Source organism: Enterobacter cloacae complex sp. 394I7, from assembly GCF_057320345.1.
Genome location: NZ_JBXWCR010000001.1, coordinates 217,616 through 231,979 on the forward strand (window position 1 = coordinate 217,616; position 14,364 = coordinate 231,979).

The 14,364-nt window shown below is 55.0% G+C and carries 13 protein-coding genes; 12 read left to right on the forward strand and 1 reads right to left on the reverse strand.

Annotation, left to right across the window (positions count from 1 at the left end):
* Nucleotides 1-136: 136 nt before the first annotated feature.
* The 7 genes from AC2FAP_RS01030 to nei all read left to right on the forward strand — a co-directional run bounded on the left by AC2FAP_RS01030 (nt 137) and on the right by nei (nt 6,057).
* On the forward strand, nt 137-343 hold the full coding sequence (locus AC2FAP_RS01030; RefSeq protein WP_014883027.1) for a YbfA family protein: 207 nt from the start codon (nt 137-139) through the stop codon (nt 341-343).
* A 413-nt stretch (nt 344-756) separates the two neighbouring features.
* Nucleotides 757-2,169 carry a deoxyribodipyrimidine photo-lyase gene (gene phrB / locus AC2FAP_RS01035; protein ID WP_153852937.1) on the forward strand — a complete coding sequence of 471 codons (1,413 nt, stop codon included), beginning with the start codon at nt 757-759 and terminating at the stop codon, nt 2,167-2,169.
* A gap of 10 nt (nt 2,170-2,179) precedes the next feature.
* Nucleotides 2,180-2,923, forward strand: a complete 744-nt coding sequence (locus AC2FAP_RS01040; protein WP_086532787.1) for a type 2 GTP cyclohydrolase I — start codon at nt 2,180-2,182, stop codon at nt 2,921-2,923.
* Nucleotides 2,924-2,937: 14 nt separating this feature from the next.
* The gene (pxpB, locus tag AC2FAP_RS01045) at nt 2,938-3,594 is read left to right on the forward strand and encodes a 5-oxoprolinase subunit PxpB (RefSeq protein WP_014169163.1); all 657 of its coding nucleotides are present in this window, start codon (nt 2,938-2,940) and stop codon (nt 3,592-3,594) included.
* Nucleotides 3,588-4,520, forward strand: coding sequence for a 5-oxoprolinase subunit PxpC (pxpC, locus tag AC2FAP_RS01050; protein ID WP_449541404.1), 933 nt, complete (start codon nt 3,588-3,590; stop codon nt 4,518-4,520). Before pxpB ends, pxpC begins: the two co-directional genes overlap by 7 nt.
* Nucleotides 4,507-5,244 carry a 5-oxoprolinase subunit PxpA gene (pxpA, locus tag AC2FAP_RS01055; RefSeq protein WP_020884969.1) on the forward strand — a complete coding sequence of 246 codons (738 nt, stop codon included), beginning with the start codon at nt 4,507-4,509 and terminating at the stop codon, nt 5,242-5,244. Before pxpC ends, pxpA begins: the two co-directional genes overlap by 14 nt.
* A 21-nt stretch (nt 5,245-5,265) precedes the next feature.
* On the forward strand, nt 5,266-6,057 hold the full coding sequence (gene nei, locus AC2FAP_RS01060; RefSeq protein WP_279260456.1) for an endonuclease VIII: 792 nt from the start codon (nt 5,266-5,268) through the stop codon (nt 6,055-6,057).
* Nucleotides 6,058-6,157: 100 nt separating this feature from the next.
* Here the strand turns inward: nei and AC2FAP_RS01065 are convergent, their stop codons facing one another.
* Nucleotides 6,158-7,441, reverse strand: a complete 1,284-nt coding sequence (locus AC2FAP_RS01065; protein ID WP_014169167.1) for a citrate synthase — start codon at nt 7,439-7,441, stop codon at nt 6,158-6,160.
* A 641-nt stretch (nt 7,442-8,082) separates the two neighbouring features.
* Here AC2FAP_RS01065 and sdhC point away from each other — a divergent pair.
* From sdhC to sucA, 5 genes are all read left to right on the forward strand, one after another.
* Complete coding sequence (gene sdhC / locus AC2FAP_RS01070) at nt 8,083-8,487, forward strand: succinate dehydrogenase cytochrome b556 subunit (RefSeq protein WP_025204654.1); 405 nt, start codon at nt 8,083-8,085, stop codon at nt 8,485-8,487.
* A complete protein-coding gene (gene sdhD / locus AC2FAP_RS01075) occupies nt 8,481-8,828 on the forward strand; it encodes a succinate dehydrogenase membrane anchor subunit (RefSeq protein WP_010428702.1) in 348 nt (115 codons plus the stop codon). Before sdhC ends, sdhD begins: the two co-directional genes overlap by 7 nt.
* Nucleotides 8,828-10,594 (forward strand): succinate dehydrogenase flavoprotein subunit, encoded by a 1,767-nt coding sequence (gene sdhA / locus AC2FAP_RS01080; protein ID WP_014883036.1) that lies wholly within the window; start codon nt 8,828-8,830, stop codon nt 10,592-10,594. The genes sdhD and sdhA overlap by 1 nt, the downstream gene beginning before the upstream one ends.
* 15 nt (nt 10,595-10,609) lie before the next feature.
* A complete protein-coding gene (gene sdhB / locus AC2FAP_RS01085) occupies nt 10,610-11,326 on the forward strand; it encodes a succinate dehydrogenase iron-sulfur subunit SdhB (RefSeq protein WP_014169170.1) in 717 nt (238 codons plus the stop codon).
* Nucleotides 11,327-11,552: 226 nt separating this feature from the next.
* A complete protein-coding gene (gene sucA / locus AC2FAP_RS01090; RefSeq protein WP_485452813.1) occupies nt 11,553-14,360 on the forward strand; it encodes a 2-oxoglutarate dehydrogenase E1 component in 2,808 nt (935 codons plus the stop codon).
* Nucleotides 14,361-14,364 lie beyond the last annotated feature (4 nt).

Genomic DNA, 14,364 nt, shown 5'->3' on the forward strand with positions numbered 1-14,364 from the left:
GTAAATATTCACTAAATGGATGAAAATAACTGGTCTGATGAGTAGTAAAATTACAAACAAAGCGGTATTATTTTAGCCAGATCACAGATTTCAAATTTTCCGGAGCATGTTTCCGGCCAACTATAGGGGAGAAAATATGGATCTTTATAAAGCGTATCCGGCTCATATCGTTTTCATGCGTCGCACTTTCGCCGTAGTGGCTGGCGTGCTGGCCCTGCCGGTGATGCTCTTCTGGAAAGACCGCGCACGTTTTTATAGCTATTTGCACCGCGTCTGGGCCAAAACCAGCGAGAAGCCGGTGTGGATGGATCAGGCCGAGAAAGCGACCTGCGATTTTTACTGATACGAAGACGACACACAGCAATAAAAAAAACCGCCTACAGCAATGTGGCGGTTTTTTTTATCCCTCAGGATCCGCGGTCCGTTGGGCCGTTTTTGGGCTCTCGTCAGAGCGTGTGTCCACCGACTTATCACCGGTGGTGAACGGTGGAGCGGTTAGCAGCAGGGACCGCATGATGAAACGCTCTTTTTGCATTGCGTTCATTGTCACCAGCGTACTCGTGGTAAGACGTGATGAACCGACAGTGTTTATTGCTTTTACCATGATGGCGCAAGATACGTAGCGTTAAGGCCGCCCCGGGCGGCCTTTTTTATTTCATCGCGTCTACACTTCATGGCAAAGTAGATAAAAGCCAGCCGCATTTTCTCTTTAGTGGCATGGCCTTACGGACATAATGGATAATTGCCAGGAGTTTTATGCCCACCCATCTGGTTTGGTTTCGCGCGGACCTGCGCGTACATGACAATCTCGCCCTTGCGGCTGCCTGCCGCTCCCCGGAAGCCCGCGTGCTGGCGGTGTTTATCGCCACCCCCGGGCAGTGGCAGCAGCATGCTATGGCACCACGCCAGGCGGCTTACCTCAGCTCACATCTGAATGGCTTGCAGTGTTCGCTTGCCGAAAAAGGGATCCCGCTCATTTATAAAGAGGTCAGTGACTTCTCCGCGCAATGCCAGGCTGTGAAGGCAATCTGTGAGCAGTACGATGTCACCCACCTTTTTTACAACTATCAGTACGAATTCAATGAACGTCAGCGGGATCGTCAGCTGGAGAAAATCCTGCAGGATGTTGAGTGTCAGGGTTTTGATGACAGCGTCATGCTGCCGCCGGGCAGTGTCATGACCGGCAACCACGAGATGTATAAAGTCTTTACGCCGTTTAAAAATGCCTTCATTAAAAGACTGAAGGAGGCACTGCCGGAATGCGTGGCTGCACCTACCGTGAGGGGAGACGCCATAACGGAGATACCCGAGCGGGAGTTTGACTATCCGCAACAGGCGTTTGATGAGACTCTGTTCCCGGCTACCGAAAAAAACGCTATCGCGAAGCTGCGCCAGTTTTGTAAAGCGGGCGCAGGCGATTACGACGCGCGCAGGGATTTTCCCGCGACAGAGGGCACCAGCCGTTTATCGGCCTGTCTGGCACTGGGTGTGCTCTCTCCGCGCCAGTGCCTGCATCGTCTTCTGGCGGAACAACCGCAGGCATTGGACGGGGGGCCCGGCTCCGTCTGGCTTAACGAACTTATCTGGCGCGAGTTTTATCGCCATTTGATGACGTATCACCCTGATTTATGTAAGCATCGTCCGTTTATACCCTGGACTGATAACGTAAACTGGCAACACAACGAGAGCCACTTACAGGCCTGGCAGAAAGGCGAAACGGGCTTCCCGATTGTTGATGCCGCGATGCGCCAGCTCAATGAAACCGGATGGATGCACAACCGGCTGCGAATGATTACCGCCAGCTTCCTGGTGAAGGATCTGCTTATCGACTGGCGTGTCGGGGAGCGGTATTTTATTTCTCAGCTGATCGATGGCGATCTGGCGGCGAATAACGGCGGCTGGCAGTGGGCGGCGTCCACTGGAACCGACGCCGCGCCCTATTTCCGTATTTTTAATCCTGCCACGCAGGGACAAAAATTTGATGCAGACGGCGAGTTTATCCGCCGCTGGTTGCCCGCGCTGAGCAATGTCCCTGCAAAAGCGATCCACGACCCGTGGGCTTGGGCGGATAAACAGGGCGTGAAGCTCGATTATCCCCGTCCGATTGTTGACCATAAACAGGCGCGTGTCGCCACGCTGGCGGCGTACGAGGCCGCCCGCAAAGCTTAAGAGAGTAATGATGAAAAACAGCGAACTGGAAAGCCTGATTAACGAAAAACTGAACAGCGCCTCCTTCAGCGATTACGGCCCGAACGGCCTCCAGGTTGAAGGACGCGAAACGGTGCAGAAAATTGTCACTGGCGTGACGGCAAGCCAGGCGCTGCTGGACGAAGCCGTCCGTCAGGAAGCGGATGCCGTTATTGTCCATCACGGTTATTTCTGGAAAAACGAAGCACCGATCATTCGCGGTATGAAGCGAAACCGCCTGAAAACGCTGCTGGCAAATGATATCAACCTGTACGGTTACCATCTGCCGCTGGATGCGCACCCGGAGCTGGGCAATAACGTACAGCTCGCGCAGCTGTTGGGGATTACCGTCATGGGTGAAATTGAGCCGCTGGTGCCCTGGGGAGAGCTGGCCATGCCGGTGCCCGGCCTGGAGCTGGCCTCATGGATTGAAGCGCGTCTGGGACGCCGTCCGCTCTGGTGCGGTGACACCGGTCCGGATACGGTGAAGCGGGTTGCCTGGTGTACTGGTGGTGGTCAGGGCTTTATTGACAGCGCGGCACGCTTTGGTGTCGACGCCTTCATCACTGGAGAAGTGTCCGAGCAGACCGTCCATTCGGCGCGTGAACAAGGTCTGCATTTTTACGCGGCAGGTCACCATGCCACCGAGCGTGGCGGAATTCGCGCCCTCAGTGAATGGCTGACCGAAAATACCGATCTGGATGTCACGTTTATTGATATCCCTAACCCGGCCTGATGAGAGGTATCTGAGTGCAGCGAGCGCGTTGTTATCTTCTGGGGGAAACGGCAGTGGTTCTGGAGCTGGAACCGCCAGTGACCCTTGCCACGCAAAAGCGTATCTGGCGGCTAACGCAGCGCCTGGCCGATGTGCCTGAAGTGGTTGAAGCGATTCCGGGTATGAATAACATCACCGTGGTGCTGCGTAATCCGCATACGCTGGCGCTGGATGCTATTGAACGTTTGCAGCGCTGGTGGGAAGAGAGCGAGGCGCTGGAGCCGGATTCCCGGACAATTGAGATCCCGGTGGTGTATGGCGGCGAGCATGGACCCGATCTTGGCGTAGTGGCGGAACACTGCGGATTAACGGAAAAGCAGGTGGTTGAATTGCACGCCTGCGTTGATTACGTGGTCTGGTTCTTAGGTTTCCAGCCGGGCTTCCCCTATCTGGGGGGGCTCTCACCGCAATTGCATACGCCGCGTCGCGCCGAACCCCGCCTGAGCGTGCCGGCGGGCACGGTGGCTATCGGTGGTGAACAGACCGGCATTTATCCTCTGACGTCACCGGGGGGCTGGCAGCTTATCGGGCATACGTCCAGGCCGTTATTTGAACCAGGGCAGGAGGTTCCCATACTCCTTCGTCCCGGCGATACCCTGCGCTTTATCCCGCAGAAGGAGGGGGTATGTTAACGCTGATTCGCGCCGGGCTTTACACGTCCGTACAGGATGCCGGCCGCTTTGGCATGCGCCAGTCGGGCGTGAGCTACTGTGGTGCGCTGGACAGGCCTGCGCTGGAGATTGCTAACGTGCTGGTGGGCAACCCTGGCAGCACGGCGGCACTCGAAATTACGCTTGGCCAGTGTGTGATTGAATTCGGCGAGGAGACCTGGTTTGCCTTAACCGGGGCCGCCTGTGACGCCGAGCTGGATGGCAAAGCGGTCTGGACAGGCTGGCGGCTGCGAGCGAAAGCCGGGCAGCGTCTGATCCTCAAACGTCCTGTGCACGGCGTGCGAAGCTATCTTGCGGTCGCAGGAGGGATTGATGTGCCAGAGGTGCTGGGTTCATCCAGTACCGATCAGAAAGCCGGCATTGGCGGTCATGAAGGGCGCCTGCTGCGTGACGGCGATCGTCTGGCGGTTAACCCCTCAACGCGTCACTTCTCGACGGCCCAGGGGGTAAAACAGCTGTTATGGACCAACCAGATTCGTGCCTTACCGGGGCCGGAATATCAGGAGTTCGATGAAGTCGCTCAGGAGACGTTCTGGCGTTCGCCGTGGAAGATCAGCCCGCAAAGTAACCGTATGGGATACCGCCTTCAGGGGCAGCCATTGACCCGTACGACAGATCGGGAATTGCTCTCACACGGTTTATTACCTGGTGTCATTCAGGTACCGGGTAACGGTCAGCCGATCGTGCTGATGAACGATGCGCAAACAACGGGGGGATACCCGCGTATTGCCTGCATCATTGAAGCAGATCGCTACCATCTGGCGCAGATTCCTCTCGGACAGCCGATTCATTTTGTGCAATGTTCGCTGGAGGAAGCGCTGAAGGCACGCCAGGATCAGCAGCGTTATCTGGAACAACTGGCATGGAGGCTCGATGGCAAAGATTGATTTAAACGCCGATCTGGGTGAGGGCGGAAGTGCCGATGCTGAACTGATGACGCTGGTCTCTTCGGTCAATATTGCCTGCGGGTTTCACGCGGGTGACGCGCAAACCATGCTGGTCAGCGTGCGTAATGCGATTAAGCACGGCGTGGCGATAGGGGCACATCCCAGTTTTCCTGACAGGGATAATTTTGGCCGCACGGCAATGGATCTCCCTCCTGAGACGGTGTATGCCCAGACGCTCTATCAAACGGGCGCGCTGGAGGCGATTGTGCGTTCCCAGCAGGGCGTGCTGCGCCATGTGAAACCCCACGGCATGCTCTACAATCAGGCGGCCAAAGATCCGGCTCTCGCGGATGCCATTGCCCGCGCGGTGCGGGACTGCAACCCGCAGCTCATCCTGGTGGGGCTGGCGGGGAGCGAGCTTATTCGCGCCGGACAGCGGCTGGGGTTAACCACCCGTCAGGAAGTTTTTGCTGACAGAGGGTACCAGCCGGATGGCAGCCTGGTTCCCCGTTCACTGCCCGGTGCGCTTATTACCGATGAATCACAGGCGCTGGCGCAAACGCTGGCGATGGTATGTGAGGGGTCGGTAAAGGCAATTGATGGTTCAACGGCCAGAGTCCAGGCGGATACGGTGTGTTTACACGGCGATGGTGAGCATGCGCTGCAGTTTGCACGCCGCTTACGGGCGGCCTTTGCGGAGCAGGGTATTCTCGTGAGTGCATGACATAACGATAAGGACAGAAAAATGCCTGAAGGCCCGGAGATCCGCCGTGCTGCGGATAGCCTCGAGGCGGCGATAAAGGGCAAACCGCTGACGGATGTCTGGTTTGCTTTTCCTCAACTGAAACCGTTTGAAGCCCAGCTGGTGGGGCAGACGGTGACGCACATTGAAACGCGCGGCAAAGCGCTGCTCACGCATTTCTCCCATAACCTGACGTTATATAGCCATAATCAGCTGTACGGCGTTTGGCGCGTGGTGAAGGCAAACGAGCAGCCGCAAACTACCCGCGTGCTGCGCGTCAGGCTACAGACGGCAGACAACGCGATTCTGCTTTACAGCGCATCCGATATCGAACTGTTAACGCCAGAGCAGCTGCTTACTCACCCGTTCCTGCAGCGCGTCGGGCCGGATGTGCTGGATATGAGCCTGACCCCGGGTGAGGTGAAAGCCCGTCTGGTGTCACCTCGGTTTCGTAACCGACAGTTTTCCGGACTGTTGCTCGATCAGGCGTTTCTGGCTGGATTAGGAAATTACCTGCGGGTGGAGATCCTCTGGGAGGTGGGCCTGGCGGCGCAGCATAAGGCATCGCAACTCAGTGATGAACAGCTGGAGGCGTTATCCCACGCACTGCTGGATATCCCGCGCCTGTCGTACAACACGCGTGGCGTGGTGGATGACAACAGGCACCATGGGGCATTGTTCCGCTTTAAGGTGTTTCATCGTGAAGGGAAGGCGTGTGAACGGTGCGGCGGGATAATTGCGAAAACCACGCTGTCGTCGAGACCGTTTTACTGGTGTCCGCACTGCCAGAAGTAAAATGAAAACGGTAACCCAGGGGGTTACCGTTTTTAATGTCTTCACTCTCTCGGAGTAAGAGAGGGATGGGGTGAGGACATCAGGCCACACCCCGTTAACATCAGCGTTTGATGTCAGACTTAAAATCACGCTGCTCGTAGCCAGTATACAGCTGACGAGGACGGGCGATTTTCATGCCTTCGCTGTGCATTTCGTTCCAGTGCGCAATCCAGCCAACGGTACGTGCCATGGCGAAGATCACGGTGAACATGGAAGACGGAATGCCCATCGCTTTCAGAATAATGCCAGAGTAGAAATCGACGTTCGGGTAGAGTTTCTTCTCGATGAAGTACGGATCGTTCAGCGCAATGTGCTCAAGCTCCATCGCCACTTCCAGCAGGTCGTCTTTTGTACCCAGCTCTTTCAGCACTTCGTGGCATGTTTCACGCATAACGGTAGCGCGTGGGTCGTAATTTTTGTACACACGGTGACCGAAGCCCATCAGACGGAAGGAGTCATTCTTGTCTTTCGCGCGACGCACGAATTCAGGAATGTGCTCAACGGAGCTGATCTCTTCCAGCATCTTCAGTGCCGCTTCGTTTGCGCCGCCGTGCGCCGGTCCCCACAGGGAGGCGATACCCGCAGCGATACAGGCGAACGGGTTCGCGCCTGAGGAGCCTGCGGTACGGACGGTGGAGGTGGAGGCGTTCTGTTCGTGGTCGGCGTGCAGGATCAGAATACGGTCCATCGCACGTTCCAGTACCGGGTTCACTTCGTACTCTTCACACGGCGTGGAGAACATCATGCGCAGGAAATTACCGGCGTAGGAGAGGTCGTTACGTGGATAAACAAACGGCTGGCCGATGGAGTATTTGTAACACATCGCTGCCATGGTCGGCATTTTGGACAGCAGGCGGAACGCCGCGATATCACGGTGACGTGGATTATTCACGTCCAGCGAGTCGTGGTAGAACGCTGCCAGCGCGCCGGTAATACCGCACATCACCGCCATTGGGTGAGAATCACGACGGAAAGCATGGAACAGACGGGTAATCTGCTCATGAATCATGGTGTGACGGGTGACGGTGGTTTTGAATTCATCGTATTGTGCCTGCGTCGGTTTTTCGCCGTTCAGCAGGATGTAGCACACTTCCAGATAGTTGGATTCGGTGGCTAACTGATCGATGGGGAAGCCGCGATGGAGCAGGATACCTTCGTCACCATCAATGAAGGTGATTTTGGATTCGCAAGATGCGGTAGAGGTAAATCCAGGGTCGAAGGTGAATACACCTTTAGAACCCAGCGTACGGATATCAATAACATCCTGACCGAGCGTGCCTTTTAGCACATCCAGTTCAACAGCAGTGTCACCATTTAGGGTGAGCGTTGCCTTTGTATCAGCCATTTACGGTCTCCTTAGCGCCTTATTGCTTAAGACTGCCAATTACCGGATTTGCATTCTGCTGATTTCTCACCGTTACCAGTTTGTTATTTGGCTTACCGCTCAGCTCACGAGGAGAAACCAGGGTACAGAGCTATGGCGCCTTGCAGGTAAAAACATGAAAAATCAGTGAAACAACAGCAAATCAGTGTCTTCGCAGTCCGAATTATTCAAACCTGTATATCACTAATAACTGTCCTGATAACTTCGGTCAATACCATCACACTGTTACATAACTATTTGTCAGGTGAAAGTGAGACCTCATAACTTTTGCGCATTATATGCCTTTTCTGATGACGTTTGTAACAATATTGTTTAACATTTGTCAAATCAGATGATTAAAAATTAAAAAGATGTTGTTATCGTGACCCTGATCACTGTTCCAGAGAAAACCCGACAAACTGTATGTAGGTTAATTGTAATGATTTTGTGAACGGCCTATACTGCCGCCAGGTCTCCGGAACACCCTGCAATCCCGAGCCACCCAGCGTTGTAACGTGTCGTTTTAGCATTTGGAAGCAATGTTTTGCATGACGCGCAGTTATAGAAAAGGAACGCTGTCTGACCCGCATCGCAGTCCGGAGGAAGGAAACAATAAGAACAGCATGTGGGCGTTATTCATGATAAGAAATGTGAAAAAACAAAGACCTGTCAATCTGGATCTCAAAACGATCCGGTTCCCTGTAACAGCAATAGCGTCCATTCTGCACCGCGTTTCTGGTGTGATTACGTTTGTGGCGGTCGGCATTCTGCTGTGGTTACTGGGTACCAGCCTCTCTTCTCCTGAAGGATTCCTCCAGGCCTCTGCCATCATGAACAGCTTCTTCGTGAAATTTATCATGTGGGGCATTCTGACTGCGCTGGCGTACCACGTTGTCGTGGGCATTCGTCATATGCTGATGGACTTTGGCTACCTGGAAGAGACTTTCGAAGCCGGTAAACGCTCCGCTAATATTTCATTTGTATTGACTGTCGTGCTTTCACTTCTCGCAGGAGTTCTCGTATGGTAAGCAACGCCTCCGCATTAGGACGCAACGGCGTACATGACTTCATTCTGGTCCGTGCTACCGCCATCGTTCTCACCCTTTATATCATCTATATGATTGGTTTCTTCGCGACCAGCGGCACGCTGACGTGGGAAATCTGGAGTGGGTTCTTCGGATCTGCCTTCACCAAAGTGTTCACCCTGCTGGCTCTGTTCTCCATCCTTATTCATGCCTGGATTGGTATGTGGCAGGTGTTGACCGATTACGTTAAACCACTGGCGATTCGCCTTCCTCTGCAGCTGGTCATTGTCGTTGCACTGGTGGTTTACGTTATTTATGGATTCGTTGTGGTGTGGGGTGTGTAATGAAACTGCCAGTCAGAGAATTTGATGCTGTTGTGATTGGTGCTGGTGGCGCAGGTATGCGTGCAGCACTGCAAATTTCCCAGAGCGGCCAGACCTGTGCGCTGCTCTCTAAAGTCTTCCCGACCCGTTCCCACACTGTCTCCGCGCAGGGCGGTATTACCGTTGCGCTGGGCAATTCCCATGAAGATAACTGGGAATGGCACATGTATGACACGGTCAAAGGTTCCGACTACATCGGCGACCAGGATGCTATCGAATATATGTGTAAGACTGGCCCGGAAGCGATTCTGGAGCTGGACCACATGGGGCTGCCGTTCTCCCGTCTGGAAAATGGCACCATTTATCAGCGTCCGTTTGGCGGCCAGTCGAAAAACTTCGGCGGCGAGCAGGCGGCACGTACCGCAGCTGCGGCTGACCGTACCGGTCACGCACTGCTGCACACGCTGTATCAACAGAACCTGAAAAACCACACGACTATTTTCTCTGAGTGGTACGCGCTGGATCTGGTGAAAAACGCCGATGGCGCCGTTGTGGGTTGTACTGCGCTGTGTATTGAAACCGGTGAAGTGGTCTACTTCAAAGCGCGTGCTACCGTGCTGGCGACCGGCGGTGCAGGCCGTATTTATCAATCTACCACCAACGCCCATATCAACACCGGTGACGGCGTAGGTATGGCTATCCGCGCCGGCGTACCGGTGCAGGATATGGAAATGTGGCAGTTCCACCCAACCGGCATCGCCGGTGCCGGCGTGCTGGTAACAGAAGGCTGCCGTGGTGAAGGGGGTTACCTGCTGAACAAACACGGCGAGCGCTTCATGGAGCGTTATGCCCCGAATGCGAAAGACCTGGCGGGTCGTGACGTGGTGGCGCGTTCCATCATGATCGAAATCCGTGAAGGCCGCGGCTGTGACGGCCCATGGGGTCCACACGCGAAGCTGAAACTCGACCATCTGGGTAAAGAGGTTCTGGAATCACGTCTGCCAGGCATTCTGGAGCTGTCTCGTACCTTCGCGCACGTCGATCCAGTGAAAGAGCCCATCCCGGTAATCCCAACCTGTCACTACATGATGGGCGGCATTCCGACCAAAGTGACTGGCCAGGCGCTGACCGTGAACGAGCAGGGTGAAGACGTTGTTATCCCGGGCCTGTTTGCCGTCGGTGAAATTGCCTGCGTATCCGTACACGGTGCAAACCGTCTGGGCGGGAACTCCCTGCTTGACCTGGTGGTATTTGGTCGTGCGGTGGGTCTGCATCTGCAAGAGTCTATTGCCGAGCAGGGTGCGCTGCGTGATGCCACCGACGATGAAATTGATGCGTCGCTTGAGCGTCTGAACCGCTGGAACGGCAACCGTAATGGTGAAGATCCGGTGGAAATCCGCAAAGCGCTGCAGGAATGTATGCAGCACAACTTCTCGGTATTCCGTGAAGGGGATGCGATGGCCAAAGGTCTTGAGCAGCTGAAAGCGATCCGCGAGCGTCTGAAAAATGCCCGTCTGGACGACACGTCCAGCGAGTTCAATACCCAGCGCGTTGAGTGTCTGGAGCTGGATAACCTGATGGAAACGGCGTTCGCTACCGCGATGTCGGCAAACTTCCGTACCGAGAGCCGTGGCGCGCATAGCCGCTTCGACTTCCCGGATCGTGACGATGAAAACTGGCTGTGCCATTCCCTGTATCTGCCAGAGTCGGAATCCATGACGCGTCGTAGCGTCAATATGGAACCGAAACTGCGTCCGGCGTTCCCGCCGAAGATTCGTACTTACTAATGCGGAGACAGGATAATGAAACTCGAATTCTCAGTTTATCGTTATAACCCGGATGTAGATGATGCTCCGCGTATGCAGGATTACACCCTGGAAGCGGAAGAAGGCCGTGACATGATGCTGCTGGATGCCTTAATCCAGCTGAAAGAAAAAGATCCGACACTGTCGTTCCGTCGCTCATGCCGTGAAGGCGTTTGTGGCTCTGACGGTGTGAACATGAACGGTAAAAATGGTCTGGCCTGCATCACGCCAATTTCAGCGTTGCAGCGCGCGGGTCAGAAAATTGTTATCCGTCCTTTGCCAGGTCTGCCAGTCGTTCGTGATTTGGTGGTAGACATGGGGCAATTCTATGCACAATATGAGAAGATTAAGCCTTACTTATTGAATAATGGGCAAAATCCACCGGCTCGTGAGCACTTACAGTCTCCTGAGCAGCGTGAAAAACTCGATGGTTTGTACGAGTGTATTCTCTGTGCATGTTGCTCGACCTCTTGCCCGTCGTTCTGGTGGAACCCGGACAAGTTTATCGGCCCGGCCGGTCTGCTGGCTGCCTATCGCTTCCTGATCGATAGCCGCGACACCGAAACCGACAGTCGTCTGGAAGGACTGAGTGATGCTTTCAGCGTATTCCGCTGCCATAGCATCATGAACTGCGTCAGTGTATGTCCTAAGGGGCTGAACCCGACGCGCGCCATCGGCCATATTAAGTCGATGCTGCTGCAGCGCAGTGCATAAGTAACAGGAGGGGAGCGTTGTTCCCCTCACTCTGACCCTCTCCTGACAGGAGAGGGGATAAAATGTAGGAAACCTCTAAAAACTGCCCCGAGGTGCAGACAGTTTTTAAAGGTTCCTTCGCGAGCCCAAGACAACATAAGAGCTCGCAGGTGAACCCCGGCACGTACGTGTTGTACGTGGTAGTTTCTACGGCGAAAGTAAGCATAAAAATGCTTAAGGGATCACGATGCAGAACGGCGCAATGAAAGCCTGGCTGGACTCTTCTTACCTCTCTGGTTCAAACCAGAGCTGGATAGAACAGCTCTATGAAGACTTCTTAACCGATCCTGACTCAGTGGACGCAAACTGGCGTTCCATGTTCCAGCAGTTACCTGGCACTGGAGTCAAACCGGATCAATTCCATTCCAAAACACGTGATTATTTCCGTCGTCTGGCGAAGGATGCCTCACGTTACTCTTCTGCGATTTCCGACCCTGACACCAATGCGAAGCAGGTTAAAGTCCTGCAGCTTATCAATGCTTATCGCTTCCGTGGTCACCAGCATGCGAATCTCGATCCGCTGGGACTGTGGAAACAAGATTGTGTGGCGGATCTCGATCCGGCGTATCACGATCTGACCGAGGCCGATTTCCAGGAAAGCTTTAACGTAGGTTCCTTTGCCATCGGCAAAGACACGATGAAGTTGGGCGAGCTGATTGACGCGCTCAAGCAAACCTACTGCGGCTCCATCGGCGCGGAATATATGCACATCACCTCTACAGAAGAGAAACGCTGGATCCAGCAGCGCATCGAATCTGTGGCGGGCCACGCGAATTTCTCTGCTGAAGAGAAAAAACGCTTCCTCAGCGAACTGACCGCAGCAGAAGGCCTTGAGCGCTATCTGGGCGCGAAATTCCCGGGTGCGAAACGCTTCTCGCTGGAAGGCGGCGACGCGCTGGTACCTATGCTGAAAGAGCTGATTCGTCACGCGGGCAAAAGCGGTACCCGTGAAGTGGTGCTGGGTATGGCGCACCGCGGTCGTCTGAACGTACTGGTCAACGTGCTGGGTAAAAAACCGCAGGACCTGTTCGACGAATTCGCGGGCAAACATAAAGAGCACCTCGGCACCGGTGACGTGAAGTACCACATGGGCTTCTCGTCTGATATCGAAACCGAAGGCGGTCTGGTTCACCTGGCGCTGGCGTTTAACCCGTCACACCTGGAAATCGTGAGCCCGGTGGTTATCGGTTCTGTGCGTGCGCGTCTGGATCGTCTGGACGAGCCGAGCAGCAACAAAGTTCTGCCAATCACCATTCACGGTGACGCGGCGGTCACAGGGCAGGGCGTGGTTCAGGAAACGCTGAACATGTCCAAAGCACGTGGTTACGAAGTGGGCGGTACCGTTCGCATTGTTATCAACAACCAGGTGGGCTTCACGACCTCTAACCCACTGGATGCGCGTTCTACCCCGTACTGCACCGACATCGGTAAGATGGTTCAGGCGCCGATCTTCCACGTTAACGCGGATGACCCTGAAGCCGTGGCGTTCGTTACCCGTCTGGCGCTGGACTACCGTAACACCTTCAAACGCGATGTGTTCATCGACCTGTTCTGCTACCGCCGTCATGGCCACAACGAAGCTGACGAGCCAAGTGCAACGCAGCCGCTGATGTATCAGAAAATCAAAAAACACCCGACGCCACGCAAAATCTATGCTGACAAGCTGGAAGGCGACAACGTGACGACGCTGGAAGATGCGACCGAAATGGTCAACCTCTACCGCGACGCGCTGGATGCGGGTGAATGCGTAGTGAAAGAGCTGCGCCCGATGAACATGCACTCCTTTACCTGGTCGCCGTACCTCAACCACGAGTGGGATGAGAGCTACCCGAATAAGGTAGAGATGAAGCGCCTGCAGGAGCTGGCTAAACGTATCAGCACCGTACCAGACGCTATCGAGATGCAGTCTCGCGTAGCGAAAATTTATGCTGACCGTCAATCAATGGCGGCGGGCGAGAAGCTGTTCGACTGGGGCGGGGCGGAAACACTGGCTTACGCAACGCTGGTTGATGAAGGCATTCCTGTTCGTCTGTCCGGTGAAGATGCGGGCCGTGGCACCTTCTTCCACCGTCACGCGGTTGTTCACAACCAGACTAACGGTTCAACCTATACTCCGCTGCAGCATGTCCATAACGGTCAGGGTCAGTTCAAGGTATGGGACTCCGTCCTGTCTGAAGAAGCGGTACTGGCATTCGAATACGGCTACGCCACCGCGGAACCGCGCACCCTGACTATCTGGGAAGCGCAGTTCGGTGACTTCGCCAACGGTGCCCAGGTCGTTATCGACCAGTTCATCTCGTCCGGCGAGCAGAAATGGGGCCGTATGTGTGGCCTGGTGATGCTGCTGCCACACGGTTACGAAGGTCAGGGCCCGGAGCACTCCTCCGCCCGTCTGGAACGTTATCTGCAGCTCTGCGCTGAGCAGAACATGCAGGTGTGCGTGCCGTCCACCCCGGCTCAGGTCTACCACATGCTGCGTCGTCAGGCGCTGCGCGGTATGCGCCGTCCGCTGGTGGTCATGTCGCCAAAATCCCTGCTGCGCCACCCGCTGGCGGTGTCCAGCCTGGACGAACTGGCGAACGGCACCTTCCTGCCTGCCATCGGTGAGGTTGACGAACTGGATCCGCAGGCCGTTAAGCGTGTTGTGATGTGTTCTGGTAAGGTTTATTACGACCTGCTGGAACAGCGCCGTAAGAACGACCAGAAAGATGTCGCCATCGTGCGTATCGAACAGCTTTATCCATTCCCGCACCAGGCGGTGCAGGAAGCGTTGAAACCGTATGCTCACGTGCATGATTTTGTCTGGTGCCAGGAAGAGCCGCTCAACCAGGGCGCCTGGTACTGCAGTCAGCATCATTTCCGTGAAGTCATTCCATTTGGGTCTGCCCTGCGTTATGCAGGTCGCCCGGCCTCCGCCTCTCCGGCGGTAGGGTATATGTCCGTTCACCAGAAGCAGCAACAAGATCTGGTCAATGACGCGCTGAACGTCGATTAATTAA